At 70.2% G+C, this 22,915-nt stretch carries 18 protein-coding genes and 1 pseudogene; 7 read left to right on the top strand and 12 right to left on the bottom strand.

The genetic code is table 11. The annotated features are described in order from the left end of the window. Nucleotides 1–16: 16 nt before the first annotated feature. Together V2W30_RS31830 and V2W30_RS31825 are read left to right on the top strand one after the other, a co-directional pair. Nucleotides 17–946, top strand: coding sequence for an AraC family transcriptional regulator (locus tag V2W30_RS31830; protein ID WP_338701950.1), 930 nt, complete (start codon nucleotides 17–19; stop codon nucleotides 944–946). 52 nt (nucleotides 947–998) lie between these two features. Next, on the top strand, nucleotides 999–3,215 hold the full coding sequence (locus tag V2W30_RS31825; protein WP_338701949.1) for an alpha-N-acetylglucosaminidase: 2,217 nt from the start codon (nucleotides 999–1,001) through the stop codon (nucleotides 3,213–3,215). A gap of 33 nt (nucleotides 3,216–3,248) precedes the next feature. On the opposite strand, the gene V2W30_RS31820 is transcribed toward V2W30_RS31825, so the two are convergent. The 9 genes from V2W30_RS31820 to V2W30_RS31780 form a co-directional block, all read right to left on the bottom strand. Further along, a complete protein-coding gene (locus V2W30_RS31820) occupies nucleotides 3,249–3,905 on the bottom strand; it encodes a CatB-related O-acetyltransferase (protein ID WP_338701948.1) in 657 nt (218 codons plus the stop codon). Nucleotides 3,906–4,097: 192 nt separating this feature from the next. Next, on the bottom strand, nucleotides 4,098–5,450 hold the full coding sequence (locus V2W30_RS31815; RefSeq protein ID WP_338703842.1) for a nucleobase:cation symporter-2 family protein: 1,353 nt from the start codon (nucleotides 5,448–5,450) through the stop codon (nucleotides 4,098–4,100). A gap of 356 nt (nucleotides 5,451–5,806) precedes the next feature. Further along, the gene (locus V2W30_RS31810; protein ID WP_338701947.1) at nucleotides 5,807–7,213 is read right to left on the bottom strand and encodes an 8-oxoguanine deaminase; all 1,407 of its coding nucleotides are present in this window, start codon (nucleotides 7,211–7,213) and stop codon (nucleotides 5,807–5,809) included. A 45-nt stretch (nucleotides 7,214–7,258) separates the two neighbouring features. Further along, a complete protein-coding gene (locus V2W30_RS31805) occupies nucleotides 7,259–8,680 on the bottom strand; it encodes a nucleobase:cation symporter-2 family protein (RefSeq protein ID WP_338701946.1) in 1,422 nt (473 codons plus the stop codon). A gap of 83 nt (nucleotides 8,681–8,763) precedes the next feature. After that, nucleotides 8,764–9,723, bottom strand: a complete 960-nt coding sequence (gene pucL / locus V2W30_RS31800) for a factor-independent urate hydroxylase (RefSeq protein ID WP_338701945.1) — start codon at nucleotides 9,721–9,723, stop codon at nucleotides 8,764–8,766. Nucleotides 9,724–9,728: 5 nt separating this feature from the next. Next, on the bottom strand, nucleotides 9,729–10,127 hold the full coding sequence (gene uraH, locus V2W30_RS31795; protein ID WP_338701944.1) for a hydroxyisourate hydrolase: 399 nt from the start codon (nucleotides 10,125–10,127) through the stop codon (nucleotides 9,729–9,731). Further along, complete coding sequence (uraD, locus tag V2W30_RS31790; protein WP_338701943.1) at nucleotides 10,127–10,651, bottom strand: 2-oxo-4-hydroxy-4-carboxy-5-ureidoimidazoline decarboxylase; 525 nt, start codon at nucleotides 10,649–10,651, stop codon at nucleotides 10,127–10,129. Before uraD ends, uraH begins: the two co-directional genes overlap by 1 nt. Before the next feature lie 149 nt (nucleotides 10,652–10,800). After that, the gene (locus V2W30_RS31785; RefSeq protein ID WP_338703841.1) at nucleotides 10,801–11,112 is read right to left on the bottom strand and encodes a helix-turn-helix domain-containing protein; all 312 of its coding nucleotides are present in this window, start codon (nucleotides 11,110–11,112) and stop codon (nucleotides 10,801–10,803) included. Nucleotides 11,113–11,183: 71 nt separating this feature from the next. After that, nucleotides 11,184–11,447 carry a hypothetical protein gene (locus tag V2W30_RS31780; RefSeq protein ID WP_338701942.1) on the bottom strand — a complete coding sequence of 88 codons (264 nt, stop codon included), beginning with the start codon at nucleotides 11,445–11,447 and terminating at the stop codon, nucleotides 11,184–11,186. Between the two features lie 160 nt (nucleotides 11,448–11,607). Between V2W30_RS31780 and V2W30_RS31775 the strand changes: the two genes are divergently transcribed. The 3 genes from V2W30_RS31775 to V2W30_RS31765 all read left to right on the top strand — a co-directional run bounded on the left by V2W30_RS31775 (nucleotide 11,608) and on the right by V2W30_RS31765 (nucleotide 15,078). Next, nucleotides 11,608–12,462, top strand: coding sequence for a TIM barrel protein (locus tag V2W30_RS31775; RefSeq protein WP_338701941.1), 855 nt, complete (start codon nucleotides 11,608–11,610; stop codon nucleotides 12,460–12,462). Between the two features lie 54 nt (nucleotides 12,463–12,516). Next, nucleotides 12,517–13,413 (top strand): 2-hydroxy-3-oxopropionate reductase, encoded by an 897-nt coding sequence (locus tag V2W30_RS31770; RefSeq protein ID WP_338701940.1) that lies wholly within the window; start codon nucleotides 12,517–12,519, stop codon nucleotides 13,411–13,413. A gap of 207 nt (nucleotides 13,414–13,620) precedes the next feature. Then, nucleotides 13,621–15,078 carry a catalase gene (locus V2W30_RS31765; protein ID WP_338701939.1) on the top strand — a complete coding sequence of 486 codons (1,458 nt, stop codon included), beginning with the start codon at nucleotides 13,621–13,623 and terminating at the stop codon, nucleotides 15,076–15,078. 1,085 nt (nucleotides 15,079–16,163) lie between these two features. Here V2W30_RS31765 and gcl read toward each other — a convergent pair. After that, nucleotides 16,164–17,942, bottom strand: a complete 1,779-nt coding sequence (gene gcl / locus V2W30_RS31760; protein WP_338703840.1) for a glyoxylate carboligase — start codon at nucleotides 17,940–17,942, stop codon at nucleotides 16,164–16,166. A 262-nt stretch (nucleotides 17,943–18,204) separates the two neighbouring features. On the opposite strand from gcl, the pseudogene V2W30_RS31755 reads away from it, so the two are divergent. Together V2W30_RS31755 and V2W30_RS31750 are read left to right on the top strand one after the other, a co-directional pair. Further along, nucleotides 18,205–18,898 (top strand): annotated as a pseudogene (locus V2W30_RS31755) (hypothetical protein). A 70-nt stretch (nucleotides 18,899–18,968) separates the two neighbouring features. Then, nucleotides 18,969–19,475, top strand: coding sequence for a GNAT family N-acetyltransferase (locus V2W30_RS31750; RefSeq protein ID WP_338701938.1), 507 nt, complete (start codon nucleotides 18,969–18,971; stop codon nucleotides 19,473–19,475). A gap of 20 nt (nucleotides 19,476–19,495) precedes the next feature. Here V2W30_RS31750 and V2W30_RS31745 read toward each other — a convergent pair whose 3' ends face one another. Beyond that, entirely contained in the window at nucleotides 19,496–21,118 is a 1,623-nt protein-coding gene (locus V2W30_RS31745; RefSeq protein WP_338701937.1) for an AMP-binding protein, read from the bottom strand. Continuing rightward, nucleotides 21,115–22,803 (bottom strand): AMP-binding protein, encoded by a 1,689-nt coding sequence (locus V2W30_RS31740; protein ID WP_338701936.1) that lies wholly within the window; start codon nucleotides 22,801–22,803, stop codon nucleotides 21,115–21,117. The genes V2W30_RS31745 and V2W30_RS31740 overlap by 4 nt, the downstream gene beginning before the upstream one ends. Between the last annotated feature and the right edge of the window lie 112 nt (nucleotides 22,804–22,915).

The raw sequence follows: 22,915 nt of genomic DNA, 5'->3' as shown, positions 1-22,915 counted from the left end.
TGGTTACCGTGGGGCGGTGACCACGGTGACCGAGCCTTCCCGTACCGATCTCGCACGGCAGTTGGCGATCAGGACAGCGGCCGGGGCCTCCCAGGTGCCGACGCGTCTGGTCGAGCCGCCCGCCGCGCTGCGCCCGTGGATCAGTGACGTCGGGGTCACGGTGCCCACCGCGGAGGGGCCGCGTTCCGCGGCGCACATGCCGGACGCGGCGGTGCGGCTTGTGCTGCGCACGCGGCCGGGCGGCGGGAGCGACGTGATGGTGGTCGGGCCGCGGACCCGGGCCGTGTACAGCACCGGCAAGCGGCTGCCGCTCTGTCTGGACCTGCGGATCAGGCCCGGCGCCGCGCGGCCGCTGCTCGGGGTGCCGGCCCGTGAGGTCGTCGGCCGGACCGTGCCGCTCGCCGAGCTGCCGGGCCCGCTGACGGGCGGGATGTCCCGCGCGCTGGGTGACCTGGGAGGCGACGCGACGGAGGACGAGGTGCTCGCGGCGCTGGCGCGGCTGCTGCCCGGCGCGTTCGCGTCGCCCGCCCCGGTGGACCGCTCGCGCGGGGCACTGCTGCGTGCGGCGGTGGACGCCCTGTCGGCGCACCCGGACCGTCCGCGCCGGGCGACGGTCACCGAGGTGGCGCGTGAACTGGCGGTCAGCGAGCGTCAGTTGCGGAACCTGTTCACGGACGGCATCGGCGTCTCCCCCAAGCATTTCGCCCGGATCGAGCGGGCCAGGCAGCTGCTCGCGGGGGCCGTCGAGCGGGAGCCGGCGCAGGTGCCGTGGGCGGGCCTGGCCCAGGCCACCGGGTACTACGACCAGTCGCACATGGCGGCCGAGTTCCGCGCCCTGTTCGGCGTGGCCCCGACGGCGTTCGTCAGCGGCCGTCTGCCCGCGGCCACCCCGTGCACGGCGGGATCCGCACTCGACGCGACGTCCCGAGCGGTGAACGGTTCCTGAACGCTCGGTGCGGCACGGCTCCGCCGGCCGCCGCGCCGGGTATGCACGGACCATGCCCCTGGCTCGTCGCACATTCCTGACCGCGGTCGCCGGGTCGGCCGTGGTGTCCTGCGGCGCCGGTGGCGCCCCCGGCCGGAGGGACGACGCCGTGCCGGACCCTGCAGGCACCTCCGTCGCCTCGGCCGACGCGGCGCGCCGCCTGCTGGGCGACCGGGCCGACCAGCTGCGCTTCCGTACGCTGTCCGGTCCGCGCGACAGCTTCCGCGTCGACGGGCGGCCCGGCGCGATCCGTATCGCGGGGACGTCTCCGGCGGTCCAACTCGCCGGACTCCGCCAGTACTTGATGCGGGTCACGCACGCGAACATCTCCTGGGCCGGTGAGCAGCTGAACCTCCCGGCCACCCTGCCCGCACCGCCGCACCCGCTCATCGGCCGGGCGAACGTCCCGCACCGCTTCGTCCTGAACGACACCAACGACGGCTACACCGGCGCGTACCACGACTGGGCGTACTGGGAGCGCGAGCTGGACGTGCTCGCGCTGCACGGCTTCAACGAGGTGCTCGTGCACGTCGGCGCCGACGCGCTGTACCACCGGGTCCTGAGCCGATTCGGTTACGGGGACGAGGAGTTGCGGTCGTGGATCCCGCTTCCCGCGCATCAGCCGTGGTGGCTGCTCCAGAACATGGCGGGCCCGGCGGGCGGCCCGGTGCCGTCCGGCCTGCTCGCGGCGCGGGCCCGCCTGGGGCGTCGGATCGCGGACCGCGTACGAGAGTTGGGGATGGAGCCGGTGCTGCCCGGCTACCACGGGACGGTGCCGCCGGGCTTCGCCGCGCGCAACTCCGGCGCCCACGTGGTGAAGCAGGGCGACTGGTACGGGTACCGGCGACCGGACTGGCTCGACCCTCGTGGCTCGCACTTCGCGGAGGTCGCGGCGGTGTTCTACCGCGCGCAGGAGGAGATGTTCGGCCCGGCCCGGATGTTCCGGATGGACCTGCTGCACGAGGGCGGCGACCCGGGTGACGTACCGGTCGGCGACGCGGCGCGCGGTGTGGAGAAGGCGCTGCGCACCGCGCATCCGGACGCGCTCTGGGTGATCCTCGGCTGGCGCCGCAACCCGCCGAAGGCGCTCGTGGACGCCGTCGACCGGAGCCGGATGCTCGTCGTCGACGGCCTCTCGGACCGCTTCCCCACGGTGACGGACCGGGAGGCGGACTGGGACGGCACCCCGTACGCGTTCGGCTCCATCGGGAACTTCGGCGGCCACACGGCGCTCGGCGCGAACACCCCCGACTGGGCCGGGCTCTACCCCCGGTGGCGTACGAAGCCGGGCAGCGCCCTGCGCGGTACAGCGCTGCTCCCCGAGGCGGCCGACAACAACCCGGCCGCGTTCGAGCTGTTCTCCGAACTCGCTTGGCAGGAGGGCGCGTTGGATCTGACGAGCTGGTTCACGGACTGGTCCGTCGCACGGTACGGGGCCCACGACCGGCACGCCGTGGCCGCGTGGGACGTACTGCGGCGCACCGCGTACGGCACGACGCGGGCGGACTCCTGGGCGGAGGGCGCGGACGGCCTGTTCGGCGCCCGCCCTTCGCTGACCGCCCGCTCGGCCGCGACCTGGTCACCGAAGCGACTGCGGTACGACGGGAGCGAGTTCGAGAAGGCGCTCGGCCATCTCCTTTCGGTGCGCGGGGAGCTGCGGAACTCCTCCGCGTACCGCACGGACCTGCTCGACGTGGCCCGCCAGTGCCTCTCGAACCGCAGCCGGGCGCTCCTCCCCCGGATCAAGGGGGCGTACGACGCCGGGGACGCAGCCGGTCTCGACCGGCTGACCCGCGACTGGCTCGCCCTGATGGACCTCCTCGACCGGCTGCTGCGCACCGATCCCCGTCATCTGCTGGGGAGTTGGGTCGCGCAGGCGCGGGCCTGGGGTGCCGGTGACGCGGAGCGAGAGCGGCTCGCGTACGACCAGTTGTCCCTGGTGACGGTGTGGGGGACGCGGGCGGGCGCCGAGGCCGGGTTGCACGACTACGCGAACCGGGAGTGGGCGGGGCTCGTCGGCGGGCTGTACCGCAGGCGTTGGGAGACGTACTTCAGGGAGTTGCGTGCCGCGCTCGACGCGGGGCGCGCCCCGCATGTCCCGGACTGGTTCGCGCTGGAGGAGGCGTGGATCCGCCACCCAGGGACGCTGCCGGTCCGCGCGAGCGGCGACACGTACACCGTGGCCGCCGAGGTGCGCGACCGGCTGCACCGGGGGCCGGGCGCCGGTTGATCCCGCCGATGGCGCTGACGCGGTGGAACCGGTTCAGGCCCCCGCGGGCCGTACGCGCTCCAGCTCCTCCACCGACCCCGCCATGATCGACCGCAGGTGCTCGGTGATGGTCTCCAACGGCCAGTCCCACCAGGCCAGTTCGACGAGGCGGTCGACGACGGGCGGGTCGAAGCGGTGGCGGATCACGCGGGACGGGTTGCCGCCCACGATCGCGTAGGGCGGGACGTCCTCGGTGAGGACGGTGCCGGTGGCCACCACCGCGCCGTGGCCGACGGTGACGCCCGGCATGACCGTGACCCCGTTGCCGAACCAGACGTCGTGGCCGACGACCGTGTCGCCCCGCGACGGCAGCCCCGTGATCAGGTCGAAGTGCTCCGCCCAGGAGCCGCCCATGATGGGGAACGGGAACGTGGACGCGCCGTCCATCCGGTGGTTGGCGCCGTTCATGAGGAAGCGGACGCCGGTGCCGAACGCGCAGAAGCGGCCGATGCGGAGCTTCTCGGGGCCGTAGTGGTACAGGACGTTGCGGGTCTCGAACTCGGTGGCCGCGTCCGGATCGTCGTAGTACGAGAACTCGCCCACCTCGATGAGCTCCGAGGTGATCAGCGGCTTGAGGAGCACGACCCGCTCCTGGCCGGGCATGGGGTGCAGCACGGTCGGGTCGGGCAGGGTGGCGGGGGTGGCAGACATGTGGTCGATCTTGCCTCGGCACGCCGCCCGCCGCACTCCGATTCCCCCGGACCACATCGACACAGGCGGTCCGGAGGCGCCCCTGACCGCGCGGCATCGCCCTCCGCCGCCCGGGACAGGGCTCGACGGAGGGCGACAACTCGGTTGATCGGTCGAGGACTTGCGGGATGACGGCAGCGCCGTCACGAGACCTCAGTGCACGCCGGCGGCGGTCGATCCCACCCGCTGTTCCGCGATGGCGTCGCCCGACTCCATGGGAGAGGTGACGTCGTCGGCTTCCTTCGTGCGGCCGATGTGGTTGAACAGCAGGTTCAGGACGACCGCCGCCACACAACCGGTGGAGATGCCCGAGTCGAGGATGATCTTCGCGCGCTCCGGGAACGCGTGGTAGAACTCCGGCGCCGCGATCGGGATCAGGCCGACGGCGAGCGACACGGCCACGATCAGGACGTTGTTGTCCTTCTCCAGGTTCGCCTTGACCAGGGTCTGGATGCCGCTGGCAGCGACCGAGCCGAAGAGCACCACGCCCGCGCCGCCGAGCACCGGGCGCGGCACGACCGCGATCAGCGAGGCCGCCATCGGGCACAGGCCCATCAGGACGAGGAACCCGCCGCCGGCCGCCACGACGAAGCGGCTGCGGATCTTCGTCATCGCGACGAGCCCGATGTTCTGGGCGAACGCGCTGCACATGAAGCCGTTGAACAGCGGGCTGATCGCCGAGCCGAGGGTGTCGGCGCGCAGTCCGGCCGCGATGGTCTTCTCGTCGGCGGGGCGGTCGACGATCTCGCCGAGCGCGAGCATGTCGGCCGTCGACTCGGTCATCGAGACGACCATGACGACGATCATCGAGACGATGGCCGCGCCCGCGAACTGCGGGGCGCCGAAGTGGAACGGCGTCGGGAAGCCGACGATGTCCGCCTCACCGATCGGCGAGAAGTCCGTGACACCGAACGGGATCGCGACGACCGTACCGACGACCAGGCCGAGCAGGACGGCGATCTGCTTGACGAAGCCCGAGGTGAAGCGGCGTATCAGCAGCACGATGACGAGGGTGAGGCCGGCGAGCGCGAGGTTCTTCATCGAACCGTAGTCCGGCGCCTGGGTGTTGGGGCCCTGCGCCCAGCCGAACGCCACCGGCAGCAGCGAGACACCGATCAGGGTGATGACCGTGCCGGTGACCACCGGCGGGAAGAAGCGGACCAGTTTCGAGAAGAAGGGTGCGGCGATGAAGCCGAGCACACCCGCGACGATCACGGCGCCGAAGATGATCGGCAGCGCGTCGTCCTTGTCCTTCGTCGAGCCGACGACGGCGAGCATCGGGGCGACGCCCGCGAACGTCACGCCGTTCACGAAGGGCAGCCGGGCGCCGATCTTCCAGACGCCGAGAGTCTGGAGGAAGGTCGCGAGGCCGGCCGTGAACAGGCAGGCGCCGGTGAGGAACGTCAGTTCCTTGGCGCTCAGACCGATCGCGGCGCCGACGATGAGCGGGGGCGCGACCACACCCGCGTACATCGCCGCGACGTGCTGGAGGCCCGTCGTCGCCATCTTCAGCGGCGGCAGGGTCTCGTCGACCGGATGTTTGGTATGTCCCGTCGTGGCCTCTGCGGCCTCGGCGGGGGTGGTGCCTTGCTTGGTGAACCTGGGCGTCGTCGCCACGGCGGCTCCTCCGGTTGTTTTCCAGCCCCGGGCGGTCGCCGGCGCTTTTCGCTTCTGGGAGGTGGTGCAAGGTGCTGTGGTGCTCGGTGTTCAGTTGTTGTGCGCCCAGGTCGTGCTTCAGGTAGTACGCACCGCCCCGGGAACGTGAGGCTTTGGGCCACGTTCCGGGGCGGCACTCGAACTGCCCGCTCGGCAGCTCGAGTCCCCGGTCAGGGGCCGTCCCCCCTGACCGGAGATTTCGGGAATCAGTCCTGCGCGGCGATCCGCGCGAGGCGCTGCGCCTCGTCCCGCGTGGAGCGGGCGATGGCGTCCTCGTCGACGTGCAGGAGGCGGCTGTTCTCCACCACCGGCTTGCCGTTGACGAGGGAGAGGGTGACCGGTGCGGCCGCGCCGAAGACGAGCGCGGTCACCGGGTCGGCGATGGACGAGTGGGCCAGCGTGTCCAGCTTCCACAGGACGAGGTCGGCGAGCTTGCCGGCCTCCAGGGAACCGATCTCGCCCGCGCGGCCCAGGACCTGGGCGCCGCCGTACGTCCCGAGGCGCAGCGCCTGACGGGCGTTCAGGGCGGCTTCGCGGTGGGCGCCGAGGCGGTTGATGAGGAGCGCGTTGCGCAGCTCGGTGTGGAGTTCGCCCGACTCGTTGGAGGCGGTGCCGTCGACGCCGAGGCCGACCGGGACACCGGCGGCGAGCATGTCGGGGACGCGGGCGATGCCCGCCGCGAGACGGGCGTTGGAGGACGGGCAGTGGGCCACACCCGTCTTCGTCCGGCCGAACGCGGCGATGTCGGAGTCGTTCATGTGGACGCTGTGCGCCATCCACACGTCCTCGCCGAGCCAGCCCGTCGACTCGAAGTAGTCGGTCGGGCCCATGCCGAACAGTTCGTGGCAGAACTTCTCCTCCTCGACCGTCTCGCTGCCGTGGGTGTGCAGGCGCACACCGAGGCGGCGGGCCAACTCGGCCCCCTGCTTGAGGAGTTCGGTGGAGACGGAGAAGGGGGAGCACGGCGCGACGGCGATCTGCGTCATCGCGCCGAAGGAGGCGTCGTGGTGCTTCTTGACGGTCTCCTCGGTCGCGGCGAGGGCGCCTTCGAGGGTCTCGACGGCGAAGTCCGGGGGCAGTCCGCCGTCCTTCTCGCTGCGGTCCATGGAGCCGCGGGCCAGGGTGAAGCGCACGCCCATCTCGGAGGCGGCGCGGATGATCGACCCGGACAGGTCGCCCGACCCCTGCGGGAACACGTAGTGGTGGTCCATGGCGGTGGTGACGCCGCCGCGGACCATCATCGCGAGCGAGCCCTGCGCCGCCGCGTACGTCATCCGCTCGTCGATGCGCGCCCAGGTCGGGTACAGCGCCACCAGCCAGTTGAACAGGTTGTGGTCCGTGGCGAGGCCGCGGGTGATCCACTGGTAGAAGTGGTGGTGCGTGTTGACCAGGCCGGGTGTGGCGAGGTGTCCGGTGCCGTCGATACGGCGTACGACGTTCTCGAGTCCTTCGGGGGCCTTGCCCGCCCCGATGGACTCGATGGTGTTGTCGGCGACGACGATGTGTCCCGAGGCGTACTCGGTGTCGTGCGTGTCGACGGTCGCGATGGCGACGTTCTCGATGACGATGCGGGCTGCCGGAGAAGCCGTGGAACTAGCCGTAGAAGGTGCCATGGTGCTTCCTTCATTGCGTGAGTGGCGATTGGGCACGGCAGGACCCTAGGAGGATTTGAGTGCCGCGGCGGCGCCGGCGCTGCCACGGGTGCCGAGATGGTGGAAGAACAGGTTCAGCGATACGGCGACGAGCGCGCCGGCGCTGATGCCGGAGCCGAGCACGGTCTGCGCCCAGGCGGGGAAGTCGGCGTAGAAGGTGGGCGCGGCGAGCGGGATGATCCCCGCGCCGAGCGACACGGCCACCAGGATGATGTTGGAGCTGTCGTCGAGGCCGGCCTCGGAGAGCGTACGGATACCGCTCACCGCGATCGAGCCGAACAGGACGATGCCCGCGCCGCCCAGGACCGGCATCGGCACCATGGAGACGACCGCGCCGAGCACCGGGAACGCGCCGAGGACGATCAGGGTGGCGCCCGCGACGGCGACGACGTACCGGCTGCGTACCTTGGTGAGCGAGACGACGCCGACGTTCTGCGCGAAGGCGGAGGTCGGGAAGCCGCCGAAGACCGGGCCGAGGAAGGTGGCGATGCCGTCGGTGCGCAGGCCGCGGGTGATGGTCCGGCCGTCGCAGTCGCGCTCGCAGATCTCCCCGATGGCCAGCATGCCGGCGCTCGACTCGGTCATCAGGACGAGCATGACGAGGCAGAGCGAGATGATCGCGGCGGGCTGGAACTCCGGTGCGCCGAAGGCGAACGGCGTCGGGAGCGCGGCCACCGGCGCGGACCTCAGCGACGAGAAGTCGGCCATGCCGAACGGGATCGCGGCCAGCGTGCCGATCAACAGGCCGAAGAGCAGGGCGACTTGCTTGACGAAGCCGCGCCCGAAGCGCTGCATCAGGAGGATGACGACGAGGGTGAACCCGGCGAGCGCGAGGAAGCGCATGTCGCCGTAGTCGGTGGACGTCTTGTCACCGCCCTGCGCCCAGCCGACCGGCACGGGCATCAGCGTCACTCCGATGAGGGTGATGACGACACCGGTGACGAGCGGCGGGAAGAACCTCAGCAGCCGTCCGAAGAAGGGGCCGATGGCGAGGCAGAAGACGCCCGCGACCATCACCGCCCCGTAGATGGCGGGGAGTTGGTCGCCGCGCGCGTTCGTCTCGGCGATGGCGAGCATCGGCGCGATGCCCGCCGAGGACGCGGCGTTCACGAAGGGCAGCCGGTTGCCGACGAAGCCCTTCACGCCGAGCGTCTGGAGCAGGGTGGCCACGCCCGCGATGAGCAGCGAGGCGGCGATCAGCCGGGTCTGGCCCGCGGTGTCGAGGCGGACGGCCTGGCCGATGATGAGCGGAGGGGTGACGACGCCGGCGTACATGGCGGCGATGTGCTGGAGTGCGGCGGGGACGAGCCGCGATGCGTGGAGCTTTTCGTCCACCGGGTGCACCTGTCGCGAGGTGCTCCCCGCCGGGTCAGAAGAGTCAGAACACGGGCCCTCGGCTTCAGCCGGCCCCTTTGCTGGCACTGCCATTGCGATGTTCCCTCCGGTGCGGCGCACCCCCGCCGACTGCGGGTGGACGGGGGTGCGCTACCGCGTCAACTACGCCCGAGGCGTCAGAGGTTGGTCATGTCGACCGGGATGCGCTGCTCGGCGCCGTCCCGCAGGATGGTGGCCTCGATCAGGCCGTAGGGGCGGTCGGCGGCCCAGTACACGGCACCGTCCTTGGCCTCGTTCTCCAGGCCGAACGCCGACAGGTCCTGGCGGAAGTGGTGCTTGTTCGGCGCGGAGAAGCGGATCTCGTCGATCTCGCTGCGGTTGTTGATGACGCGCGAGCCCATCTGGAACAGGGTCTGCTGGAGCGACAGCGAGTACGTCTCCACGAAGGCCTGGAGGATGTGCTTCTTGGCCTGCTCGTACGACTTGTTCCACTGCGGCGGGCGCGCGCCGCCCTCTTCGGTCTCGCCGGTCCAGCTGTGCCGCCACCACGTGGAGAGCGACGTGGCGAGGATGCGGTCGTAGTCCTCCTGGAGCGTCGTGTACTTGTCCTTGATGAAGCCCCAGAACTCGGAGTTCGTGGTGTTCATCACGGTCAAGTCCTTGAGCCCGGACAGGACTTCGAACTTCGCCCCCTCCGCGCCTTCGGCGGAGTACGTGATCTGCGCCAGACGCGTCTCCTGCCCCTTGCGGACGAAGGAGTGCTTGACCTCGTCGGCGCCGATGAAGTTGGAGCCGGCGTCGGATCCGGCGATCCGCTCCCAGCTGTACTCCTCGATGCGGATGCGCGCCCGGTGGATGGACGGCTGGCTGTCGACGAAGTGCCGGGCGAGCGCGATGCCGTAGGCCTCGGCCGACTCGATGCCGTGCTCCTTGGCGAAGGCGAAGCAGGTGTTCTTGGTGGTGTCGGTCGGCAGGCAGTTGGCGTTCGACCCGGTGAGGTGGACGTCGTCGAGGTCACCGCTGAGGGCGACCGAGACGTTCAGGTCCTTGATGTGGTGGGTGTCGCCGTCCCGCGTGATCTTGACAACGCGGTTCTCCGCCTTGCCGTACTGGTTCTGTCCCAGGATCGTGGGCATGTCTGCTAGCTCCCTCGGTAAACGGAGTAGCCGAACGGGTTGAGCAGCAGCGGTACGTGGTAGTGCTCGCCCGGCGTGACGGCGAACGTGATCGCCACCTCCGGGAAGAACGCTCCGGTCGTGCCGCTGTCCCGATTCGCGGGGGCGTCCTGCTGCGCATCGGCTTGCTGGGTGTCGAAGTACGCCTCGGTCTCGAAGTCGAGGCGTACGTGGGTGGTTCCTTCCGGCAGCGCCGGAAGGTCCTTGCAGCGCCCGTCGGCGTCGGTGGCGCTGCCGCCGAGCGAGGCCCACGCGGCGCCCGAACCGGCGCGCGCCGCAAGGGAGATGGCGACGCCCTCGGCGGGGCGTCCGATGCTGGTGTCCAGGATGTGCGTGGACACCGACGCTGTGGTCTCGGTGCTCATCAGGCGTGGTCCCCTTCTTCTACGAGGCGGGTCAGGCGGATGCGGTTGATCTTGCCCAGTTCGGCGCGGACGATCTCCCGCTCCTGGTCGGGCGTGTTGCCGATCCGGCCCTGGAGCGCCGCGAGCATCTGCTCCCCGGTGGCGCCGGTGGCGCAGATGAGGAAGACGTGCCCGAACCGGTCCTGGTAGGCCAGGTTGAGTTCGAGCATCTGTGCCTTGAGCTCCTCGGAGGCCCCTGCCATGCCGCGCTGTTCGCGGGACGAGGTCGGGTCGCCGGGCTTCGGGCGGCCGATCGGCGGGTGTCCCGCCATCGCCTCGGCGAGGTCGTCGGCGGTCAGTTCGGCCATCGCGGCGTCACTGGCCTCGAAGAGGGACTCGCTGGTGGCGAAGGGGCGCTGGGCGAGGATCTTGCTCCCCCACGCCGATGAAGCACACACCTCGTGGAGTTCGGCCTGGGCCGCGCTCTCGTCCGAGGCGTTGAACCGGGTGAGCCCCCGATACGTGGCTGACGAACCTGAAGTCACGGGGTGCCTCCGTGGCCTTGTGCTGGACGGGCTGCGGATAGCTAACGCCCTCGGAAACACGGCGTCAACACTTTGTTGAAAACTTGGAGTGACAAAAACCGCCGCCCGGTGAACGGACGGCGGTTCGGGGGTGCGGAGGTTCGCCCAGGTCAGGGGGCCTTCTCACGATTCAGGTAGTTGTAGACGGTGAAGCGCGAAACGCCGAGGGCGCCGGCCACCGTCTCGACGCCGTGCCGCACGGAGAACGCGCCGCGCGCCTCCAGGACGCGGACGACCTCCTGCTTCTCCCTGCGGTCGAGCTCGGCGAGGGGCTTGCCCTCCTTGCGCTCCATGGCCGCCAGGATGTGATCGAGCGAGTCGGCCAGCTGGGGCAGCCGGACGGCTATCACGTCGACACCCTCCCAGCTCAGCACGACGTCGTCCTGGCCCGCCTCCCGCGGCGGCAGCATCTCGCCGCCCATGGCGTCGACCAGCGGCTTGACCGCCCTGACGAAGGGGTCGGAGGCGTCGGAAGCATTACCAACGGGCCCGGTCACTTATCGCCCTCCCCGGACTCGTCGCCGAGCACATTCACCTGGAGCGAGACCCGGGTGGCCCCGGCCGCGAGGGCCTTGCGCAGCAGCGCGTCGACCGCGGTGAGCACACCGTCGGCCTCGCCCTCGGCGGTGTTGCCGAAGGGGCCGACGTCCACCGCGTCGAGGTCTGCGCCCTGGATGACGTCCCGGGCGACCACCGCGTGCGGCGGTGCCTCGTCCAGGTCGAAGGGCTCGGTCGTGAACTCCACTCTCAATCGCACGCGCTCAACCTAATGCCGATCGGCGGTTTTCCGGCAGCCCCTCTTGACAGCTCCCCCGGACCGCAGGCAACCTTCCATCAAGCAGAAACGAACTTCCGTAATGCGGAAGCTCACCCGATCACATCCGACGAGACCACATCGGAAGGGAGCGCCGACCCCGATGCCCGTTTTCGGATCGAGCACAGCCGCAGACCACCGCTTCAACGTCAACCTGTCGATCCTCTTCACGGAACTCCCGCTCCTGGAGCGCCCCGCGGCCGCGGCCGCGGCGGGCTTCACGGCGGTCGAGCTGTGGTGGCCCTGGGTCGACGCCCCCGTACCCGAGCGGTCCGAGCTCGACGCCCTGCGCGACGCGATCAAGGACGCCGGCGTCCAGCTCACCGGCCTGAACTTCTACGCGGGACAGCTGCCGGGCCCGGACCGGGGCGCCCTGTCGATCCCCGGCGAGGAGAGCGAGAAGTTCCGCGCGAACCTCGACGTCGCGGCCGACTTCGCGCAGTCCCTCGGCTGCAAGGCGCTCAACGCGCTCTACGGCAACCGCGTCGACGGCGTGGACGAGGCCGTACAGGACGAACTCGCCCTGGAGAACCTGGTCCTTGCGGCCCGCGCGGCCGACCGCGTCGGCGCCGTGCTGCTCATCGAGGCCCTCAACAAGCCCGAGTCGCCGAAGTGCCCGATCGTGAGCGCCCCCAAGGCGATCGAGATCGTGGACAAGGTGAACGCGGCGACCGGCCTCGGCAACGCCAAGTTCCTGATGGACCTGTACCACCTGTCGATGAACGGCGAGGACCTGCCGCAGGTCATCAGCGCCTACGCCGACAAGACGGCGCACGTGCAGATCGCGGACAACCCGGGCCGCGGTGCGCCGGGCACCGGATCGCTGCCGCTGGACGAGCTGCTCGACCAGCTGAAGAAGGCCGGTTACGAGGGCTACGTGGGCCTGGAGTACAAGCCGGGCGACGCCCCGAGCGCCGAGTCCTTCGGCTGGCTGCCGCACGAGTTCCGCGCCGCCTGAGCCCGCACGGGGCCGTCAACTCATCGCCGTACCAACGCTTTTGGAGTCACCCTCATGAGCAACAACCTTCCCAAGGTCGCATGGATCGGTCTCGGCATCATGGGCTCGCCCATGTCGGAGAACCTGATCAAGGCCGGTTACGACGTCACGGGCTTCACCCTGGAGCAGGACAAGCTGGACCGGCTCGCCGCGGCCGGCGGCACCGCCGCGAAGTCGATCGCCGAGGCCGTCCGCGACGCCGATGTCATCGTGACGATGGTCCCCGCGTCGCCGCAGGTCGAGGCCATCGCGTACGGCCCCGACGGCATCCTGGAGAACGCGCGGTCCGGCGCGCTGATCGTCGACATGTCGTCGATCACCCCGCAGACCTCGGTCGACCTCGCGAAGGCCGCGAAGGACAAGGGCATCCGGGTCCTCGACGCCCCCGTCTCCGGTGGCGAGGCCGGCGCGATCGAGGCCGTCCTGTCCATCATGGTCGGCGGTGAGCAGGCCGACTTCGACGAGGCCGAGCCGCTGCTCGAGGCGCTCGGCAAGACCATCGTGCTGTGCGGTCCGCACGGCTCGGGCCAGACGGTGAAGGCCGCCAACCAGCTGATCGTCGCCGTGAACATCCAGGCGTGCGCCGAGGCCGTGGTCTTCCTGGAGAAGTCCGGCGTGGACCTCAAGGCCGCGCTCGACGTCCTCAACGGCGGCCTGGCCGGCTCGACCGTGCTGACCCGCAAGAAGGACAACTTCCTCAACCGGGACTTCAAGCCGGGCTTCCGCATCGACCTGCACCACAAGGACATGGGCATCGTCACCGACGCCGCCCGCAACGTGGGCGCGGCCCTGCCCGTCGGCGGCGTGGTCGCCCAGCTCGTCGCCTCGCTGCGCGCCCAGGGCGACGGCGGCCTCGACCACTCGGCCCTGCTGCGCTCCGTCGAGCGCCTCTCGGGCAACCAGGTCGCCTAGAGCGACCCCCACGACTCCGGGCCGCGGTGGCGCTGACACCTGTCCTGTCGCGCCCAGGCGTCGCCGCGGCCCGGAACCACCTCCCGACTCCCAACAACTTCAACAAACTGTTGACGTAGCAGTTCAGGGGTCCCTACGCTCCACTCCACTGCCTCTGTAGATGCCCCCATCGTCAGCAGCCACTGCACGGAAGGTCGCCTCCAAACAATGCCGAAGCGTGTGCTCACGACCGAGTCCGGCGCCCCTGTCGCCGACAACCAGAACTCCGCCACCGCCGGCAGCGGCGGCCCGCTCCTCCTCCAGGACCAGCACCTCCTGGAGAAGCTCGCCCGCTTCAACCGCGAGCGCATCCCGGAGCGCGTGGTGCACGCCCGCGGTTCCGGCGCGTACGGCTACTTCGAGGTGACGGACGACGTCACCGGCTACACGTACGCCGACTTCCTCTCCGCGATCGGCAAGCGCACCGAGCTCTTCCTGCGCTTCTCGACGGTGGCTGACAACCTCGGTGGCGCGGACGCCGTCCGTGACCCGCGCGGCTTCGCCGTGAAGTTCTACACCGAAGAGGGCAACTACGACCTCGTCGGCAACAACACCCCGGTCTTCTTCATCAAGGACCCGCTGAAGTTCCCCGACTTCATCCACTCTCAGAAGCGCGACCCGTTCACGGGCAAGCAGGAGCCGGAGAACGTCTGGGACTTCTGGGCGCACGCCCCCGAGGCGACGCACCAGGTGACCTGGCTGATGGGCGACCGCGGCATCCCGGCGTCGTACCGCCACATGAACGGCTACGGCTCGCACACCTACCAGTGGACGAACGAGCAGGGCGAAGCCTTCTTCGTGAAGTACCACTTCAAGACGAACCAGGGCATCCGCTCGCTCTCCGCCGAGCAGGGCGCCGAGCTCGCCGGCAAGGACGCCAACTCGCACCAGACGGACCTGTTGCAGGCCATCGAGCGCGGGGTGAACCCGTCCTGGACGCTGTACGTGCAGATCATGCCGGCGGCCGAGGCGGCCGAGTACCGCTTCAACCCGTTCGACCTGACCAAGGTGTGGCCGCACAAGGACTACCCGTTGCAGCGCGTGGGCCGCCTGGTCCTCGACCGCAACCCGGACAACGTCTTCGCCGAGGTCGAACAGGCCGCGTTCTCCCCGAACAACTTCGTTCCCGGCATCGGCCCCTCGCCGGACAAGATGCTCCAGGGCCGCCTGTTCGCGTACGCCGACGCGCAGCGCTACCGCCTGGGCGTCAACCACACCCAGCTGCCGGTGAACGCGCCGAAGGCGACCACGGCGAACAACTACGGCCGCGACGGTCTCATGGCGACCAACGCCTACGACCGCGCCCGCAAGAACTACGAGCCGAACTCGTACGACGGCCCCGCCGAGACCGGCCGCGCGCTCGCCGCGCCGCTCGCGGTCTCCGGCCACACGGGCACGCACGAGGCCCCGGCCCACACCAAGGACGACGACTTCTTCCAGGCGGGCGAGCTGTACCGCCTGATGTCCGAGGACGAGAAGGGACGCCTGGTCGCGAACATCGCGGGCGGCCTCTCCCAGGTCTCGCGCGACGACATCGTGGAGAAGAACCTCGCCCACTTCCACGCCGCCGACCCGGACTACGGCAAGCGCGTCGAGGAAGCGGTCCGCGCCCTGCGCGAGGACTGAACCCCTGGACCGTGTACGGGGCCTGACGGGAGGTCAGCTCCGTGCACGCAAGCCCGCACCGCCTGGACGACCCGGATGAGGGGTGGTCGCGCCAGGCGGTGACGGGAGACTGCGCCGGCCGAAGCCGCCGGCGCCGAGCGGGGACCGCGGCGGCAGGTGCGAGCCAGTGCGGTGGTGAAGGTACCGGGGTCGCTGTCGACCTGAGGCAGTACGCCCCCGGCAACCGTCGCCCCGCCGCCGCGGTCCCGGCCAACTCCCCCACGGGACAACGGACTCCGTCCGGTGGCGCGCATGCATGTTTCGCCAGTCGCGCGCCGTCGGACGGCACCACCCTCCCAGACAGAGCGCCGAGTTCGGACGGTCCCGAACTCGGCGCTCCTGTGTTCGCTCAGCCCCCGAGGGAGCGGTGGGCGTTGTCCAGGAGTTCCTTGTAGGTGAGCACCTCGACACGGGCGACACGGGCCTGGAACGTACGCAGGGCCTCGCCGATCTCGGCCTCCGGCACATCGGCCCCATCACGTAGCGTCCAGGGTGGTCCTCCGGCGCCTTGCGGGAACCGGGAGTCCCCGCCCCAGGAACTCCTGTGCGGCGGCCCCCCGGCATTCGCGCGCGGCTGCCGTCGAGCTCGCCAGGAAGTCGCGGCTTCGCTCCTTGCGCGCCCCGTCCCGGGAGATGCGGTAGCGCTCCTCGAACTCGCTCCTGAGGGATGCGCTCCTCGGAGTAGTCGATGGAGTCGTGGAGCCACCTCACGACCTTCCACCGCTCCGCGCGGGCCGCGGCCTCACGCGCCGCGCCCAGCAGGCGGACCCTCTCCTTGGCGCCCCGCCGCCTACCGCCGCGCCCACCCTGTATGGGGGGGCAACCACAGCGGACACCGCTTCGTCCACTCCCGCGACCGCTTCGTCCACTCCCGCGTCGGAAATGCCCTTGCGTACGTCCCGCAGCTGCCGGCCGAGCGTCATGTCCACTCGTGTCCGCGTGGGCCGCGTGGGCCGCATGGTGTCGCCCGGGTCTGACATCACGTCGAAGGGGCGGGTCACCGGTGCACCGGTGACCCGCCCCTTCGACGTGATGTCGAGTCCGCGTCAGACCTTCAACGGACGGATCGACGTGGGCGCGTGGCCCGGTTCCGTCGCGATCTCCTCGAACTCCTTGACCGCGCTGATGTCGGCCGTCGGGCTCATCGAGATGTTCGTGACGCGCTCCAGGATCGCCTCGACGACGACCGGGACCTGGTGCTCCTGGGCGAGCTTCTTGGCCTGCTCCAGGGCCTGGCCCAGCTCGTTCGGGTCGGTGACCCGGATCGCCTTGCAGCCCAGTCCCTCGGCGACCTTGACGTGGTCGACGCCGTAGACGCCGAGCTCGGGGCTGTTCTGGTTCTCGAACTCCAGGTTGACCTGGAAGTTGAGGTCGAGGCCGATCTGGGCCTGGCGGATCAGGCCCAGGTAGGCGTTGTTCACCAGGACATGGACGTACGGGATGCGGTGCTGCGCGCCGACCGCCAGCTCCTCGATCATGAACTGGAAGTCGTAGTCGCCGGAGAGCGCCACGACCTGCGCGTCCGGGTCGGCCTTGGCGACGCCGAGCGCGGCCGGGATGGTCCAGCCGAGCGGGCCCGCCTGGCCGCAGTTGATCCAGTGGCGCGGCTTGTAGACGTGCAGCATCTGGGCGCCCGCGATCTGCGACAGACCGATGGTCGTCACGTAGCGCGTGTCCTTGCCGAACGCCTTGTTCATCTCCTCGTAGACGCGCTGCGGCTTCATGGGGATGTCGTCGAAGTGCGTGCGGCGCAGGAGGGTCTCCTTGCGCTCCAGGTGCGAGGCGACCCACGCGGAGCGGTCCGGCAGCTCGCCCGCGGCCTTCAGCTCCTTCGCGACCTCGACGAAGAGGGTGAGCGCGGCCTTGGCGTCGGAGGTGATCCCGTAGTCCGGGGCGAAGATCTTGCCGATCTGGGTCGGCTCGATGTCGACGTGCACGAAGGTGCGGTCGCCGCGGTACACGTCGAGCTTGTAGCCGGTGTGGCGGTTGGCCCAGCGGTTGCCGATGCCGAGGACGAAGTCCGACTCCAGGAACGTGGCGTTGCCGTACCGGTGGCCGGTCTGCTGGCCGACCATGCCCGCGTTCAGCTCGTGGTCGTCGGGGATCGTGCCCCAGCCCATCAGCGTAGGAACGACGGGGGTGTCGGTGATCTCGGCGAACTCGACGAGCAGGTCGCTCGCGTCCGCGTTGATGATGCCGCCGCCGGCGACGATCAGCGGGCGCTCGGACTCCACGAGGAAGCGGATCGCCTTCTCGATCTGCGCGCGGGTCGCGGCCGGCTTGTAGACCGGCAGCGGCTCGTACGTCTCCGGGTCGAACTCGATCTCCGTCTGCTGGACGTCGATCGGCAGGTCGATCAGGACCGGTCCGGGACGGCCCGAGCGCATCAGGTGGAACGCCTGCTGGAAGACGCCGGGGACCTGCGCGGCCTCCAGGACCGTCACGGCCATCTTGGCGACCGGCTTGGCGATCGTGGCGATGTCGACGGCCTGGAAGTCCTCCTTGTGCAGCAGGTGGCTCGGGGCCTGGCCCGTGATGCACAGGATCGGGATGGAGTCGCCGATCGCGGAGTAGAGGCCGGTGATCATGTCGGTGCCGGCCGGGCCCGACGTACCGATGCAGACACCGATGTTGCCCGGGTTGGCGCGGGTGTAGCCCTCGGCCATGTGCGAGGCGCCCTCGACGTGGCGGGCGAGCGTGTGGTCGATGCCACCGCTCTCCTTGAGCTCCTTGTAGAAGGGGTTGATGGCGGCACCGGGCACGCCGAACGCGTTGCTGACGCCCTCGCGCTTGAGGATCTCAACGGCCGCGCGGGCGGCGGTCATTCGAGCCATGAGTGCTCCCGACTTCTGCTGTGACTGACTGCTGTTTGTCCGGCTGTCGGATTCGCGCTCCCGTCGCGCCCCGCGGCGAGCTCTGAATTCCGTCCCCGTCTCCGCTGATCGATCGTTGATAACCGTGCAATTTCACGATGCGGAAACTAGGTTCTGCTATATGGAAGCAATGTAGAGGGGGGTCTCGGAGGCCGTCAAGGTGGATGATGAGACCGACGTCGATCCGGAACGCGCGCCGCGGAGGGGGTGGACCATGGCCGAGCCGGTCCGCGTGCAATGCCCTGCCTGCACGCGCGAGCATGTGTACGTCGCCCCCCGTCCTGCCCTGCGCGTGCGGTGCGCCCGTCGCTCCCCCGCTGCTGCGCGGCGCCGCCGCCGAACCGGTCAGCGACCGCACCTGGGCCGACGACTGGGTCACCCTGCGCTGCCCGATGTGCGGCCGCCGCGACCGCTGGCCCCGCCCCGAGCTGGGCTGCGACTGCGGCACCGTGCTGCGCGTCCCGGTCCAGGGCGACCAGCTCCCGACGCCCTCGCACATACCGCTACCGCGCACGGCGGCGACGCCACGGCCCGCCTTCCAGCCCGTGGCGATCCGCACCGCACGCGACGCGGTGACCGCCGCCGCGCTGTATCTGCGCTGGCTCGGCTACCTGGAGGTGCGCCGCGCCGACCAGCGCCCGCCCTCCGGTATCGGCCTCGCGGCCCGCGGTGTCGTCGCCCAGGTCGAGCCGTCGGTGCGGCCCGCGACGGTGCGCGACGTCGAGTGCCTGTGGCTCCAGGCGATGACGGAGTCCGCGGCCTGCGTCTACTTCTCCCTGGCCGGATACCTGGACGCGGCCCGCACGCGCGCGGACGAACTCGGCATCCCACTGTTCGTCCTGGACCTGGCGGGGATGCCGCAGCCGGTGAACAGCCCGGCGGACGAGCTGATCGCGAGCGGGGCCTAGGTGTATTGACCCGCAGGGTTGTTGACGCGGGTGATGGGTGGCTGGCCGCCACCGGGACGATACTGACCGTATGAGGATCCGTCTCGCCGAGCCCGCCGACCTCCCCCGCCTCCAGGCCATCGAGACGGCCGCCGGGGAGATCTTCCGCACCGTCGGCATGGATCTCGTCGCCGACGACGAGCCGCCCACGACAGGCGCGTTGGAGCGGTTCCGGCGGGCGGGCCACGCCTGGGTCGCCGTCCAGGACGACGGCACGGTGATCGCCTACCTGGTCGGCGAGGCCGTCGAAGGCGCCTTCCACATCGAGCAGGTCACGGTGCATCCGGACGCCGCGCGACGCGGGGTGGGCCGGGCCCTGGTCGCGTACGCCGCCGACTGCGCGCGCGACCAGGACCTGGCCGCTCTCACCCTGACCACGTTCGCCGACGTGCCGTGGAACGCGCCCTACTACGAGCGTCTCGGCTTCCGCCGGCTCACCGAGCCCGAGCTCACACCGGGCCTGCGCCGCGTTCGCTCGGCGGAGGCGGAGCACCGCCTGGACCGGTGGGTCAGGGTCTGCATGCGGCGGGAACTGTAAAGCCCGCTCCCGTCCACGTACTACAACTCCCCGTATCCTTCGCGGAGTTCCACTTTCCGGACCTTCCCGCTCACCGTCATGGGAAACGACTCGAGGATGCGCAACCTGCTGGGCACTTTGTAGTGCGCGAGCCGGTCACGGCAGTACGCGCGCACCTCGTCGAGGGTGAGCGTGTCCGCCGGGTCCCGCAGGATCACGCAGGCGAGGACCTCTTCCCCGTACGTCTCGTGCGGCACCCCGACGACCTGCACATCGGCGATCTTCGGATGCGTGTACAGGAACTCCTCGACCTCGCGCGGGTAGATGTTCTCGCCGCCGCGGATGATCATGTCCTTGATGCGGCCGACGATCTGCGCGTAGCCGTCCTCGCGCAGGACCGCCAGGTCGCCGGTGTGCATCCACCGTCCGGCGTCGATGACCTCGGCGGTCTTCTCGGGCTCCGCCCAGTAGCCGAGCATCACGCTGTAGCCGCGGGTGCACAGCTCGCCGGGTTCGCCGCGCGGCAGCGTGACACCGGTGACCGGGTCGACGACCTTGACCTCGATGTGCGGCAGAACGCGTCCGACGGTGCCGGTGCGCCGCTCCAGGTCGTCGTCGCGGCGGGTCTGGAGGGAGACCGGCGAGGTCTCGGTCATGCCGTAGCAGATGCTCACCTCGGCCATGTGCATCTCGGCGACCACCCGCTTCATCACCTCCACCGGGCACGGGGAGCCGGCCATGATGCCGGTGCGCAGGCTGCTCAGGTCGTACGAGGCGAAGTCCGGCAGGTTCAACTCGGCGATGAACATGGTCGGTACGCCGTACAGTGACGTGCAGCGCTCCTGCTGCACGGCGCGCAGGGTGGCCGCCGGTTCGAAGGACGGGGCCGGGATGACGACGCAGGCACCATGGGACGTAGCGCCCAGATTGCCCATCACCATCCCGAAACAGTGGTAGAAGGGCACCGGCAGACACACCCGGTCCTGCTCGGTGTAGCCGACCGTCTCGCCCACCCAGTACCCGTTGTTGAGGATGTTGTGGTGGGAGAGCGTGGCCCCCTTCGGGAAGCCGGTGGTGCCGGAGGTGTACTGGATGTTGACCGCGTCGTCGCATGACAACGCGGCTTCAGCGGAGGCGAGTTGCTCCTCCGTCACGCCTGCCGCGGAGGCGACGAGCGCGTCCCAGCTCTGCTCGCCGATGAAGACGCGCTCCCGCAGCTCGGGGCAGTCGGGGGCGACCTGGCGGACCTGCTCCCGGTAGTCCGTCCCCTTGTGCCCGGTCGACGCGATCAGCACGCAGACCCCCGACTGCCGCAGCACGTACGCCAACTCGTGTGCCCGGTAGGCGGGGTTGATGTTCACCATGACGGCGCCGATACGGGCGGTCGCGTACTGGACGAGGACCCACTCGGGGCAGTTGACCGCCCAGATCCCGACCCGGTCACCCTGGGTGACGCCGTGCGCGAGCAGTCCGCGCGCCAGCTCGTCGACATCCGCGCCGAACTGGGCGTACGTCCAGCGGCGACCGCTCGGCACGTCGACCAGGGCCTCGCGGTCGGGCCACGTGTCGACGGCCCGCTGGAGGTTCCTGCCGATGGTGTCGCCGAGCAGCGGGACCTCACCGGTTCCGTGCGTGTACGACAACTCCCTTGCTGTCGAAGTCACTTGAAGTCCTCCTCGCGGTACTCGGCGACGGAACCCCTGGCCGTGGCCTCGCGCAGCTCGATGCGGCGGATCTTCCCCGAGACCGTCTTGGGCAGCTCGCCGAACTCGATGCGGCGCAGTCGCTTGTACGGGGCGAGGACCGCGCGGGAGTGCTCGAAGAGCAACTTGGCGGTGTCCGGGCCGGGTTCGTACCCCTCGGCGAGCACGACGTACGCCTTCGGGACGGCGAGCCGCAGCTCGTCGGGGGCGGGCACCACGGCCGCCTCGGCGACGGCCTCATGTTCGAGCAGCGCGCTCTCCAGCTCGAAGGGGCTGATCTTGTAGTCGGACGCCTTGAAGACGTCGTCGGCGCGGCCGACGTACGTCAAGTAGCCGTCGGCGTCGCGTGATCCGATGTCGCCGGTGCGGTAGTAGCCGCCCGCCATCGCCTCGGCGGTCCGCTCCGGGTCGCCGTGGTAGCCGACCATCAGACCGACGGGGTGCGCGGACAGGTCGAGGCTGATCTCCCCTTCGTCGGCGCCGGGCCGCCCCGTGACCGGGTCGAGGAGTTCCACCGTGAAGCCGGGGCTGGGCCGCCCCATGGAGCCGGTCTTCAGAGGCTGGCCGGGACTGTTGGAGACCTGCACGGACGTCTCGGTCTGCCCGAATCCGTCGCGGATGGTGATGCCCCAGGCCCGCTTGACCTGTTCGATGACCTCCGGGTTGAGCGGCTCGCCCGCGGCGACAACTGCCCTGGGAGGTTTGCGGAGTTGGGTGAGGTCGGCCTGGATGAGCATGCGCCACACGGTGGGCGGTGCGCAGAAGGACGTCACCCCCGCGCGGTCCATGGCATCCATCAGCCGGCCCGCGTCGAAGCGCGTGTAGTTGTAGAGGAAGACGGTCGCCTCGGCGTTCCAGGGAGCGAAGAAGTTCGACCAGGCGTGCTTGGCCCAGCCGGGTGACGAGATGTTCAGGTGGACGTCGTCGGGGCGCAGCCCGATCCAGTACATCGTCGCCAGGTGACCCACCGGGTAGGAGACGTGTGTGTGCTCGACGAGCTTGGGGCGGGCCGTCGTGCCGGAGGTGAAGTACAGGAGCAGCGCGTCGTCGGCGAGGGTGACACCGGTGGGCTCGAAGGTGTCGTCGGCCGTGTGCGACTCCTCGTACGCGAGCCAGCCCGCGCCCGGCGCGCCGCCGGAGCCGACGACGATACGGGTGTACTCCCCCGGCACCTCGGCGAACTTCGCCACGTCCTCGGGCCGTACGACGACGTGCCGGGCGCGGCCGCGCTCGATGCGGTCGGTGAGGTCCGCGGGACCGAGCAGCGGTGTCGCGGGGATGACGACGGCGCGCAACTTCATCGCGGCGAGCATGGTCTCCCACAACTCGACCTGGTTGCCGAGCATGAGCAGCACCCGGTCGCCGGCCCGCACGCCGTGGGCGTCGAGCCAGTTCGCGACCTGGTCGGAGCGGCGGCGCAGCGTGTCGAAGGAGAACCGGGCCTCGGCGCCGTCCTCCTCGACGATGTGCAGGGCGGTCTTCTCGTTGCCCTCCGCGATGACGTCGAACCAGTCGAGGGCCCAGTTGAAGCGGTCGGGGCGGGGCCAGGCGAAGCCCTCGTACGCCGTCTCGTAGTCCTCGGCGTGCTGCAACAGGAAGTCGCGGGCGGTGCGGAACTGCTGGGTGGGGCCGTTCGCCGTCGTCATGTGCGCTCCAGGAGTCCTTCTTGTTCGCGTCGTTGCGGACCGTGTCTGACATCGTGTAGTCCGTGACGCAGGTCTCACCACCCCCGAACGGGGGTGAACGAAGCTCGGCGAG

The organism is Streptomyces sp. Q6 (assembly GCF_036967205.1).
GTDB lineage: Bacteria > Actinomycetota > Actinomycetes > Streptomycetales > Streptomycetaceae > Streptomyces > Streptomyces citrinus.
Note: the sequence above shows the minus strand (reverse complement) of the source record. Positions and strands in the feature narration are given on the sequence as shown.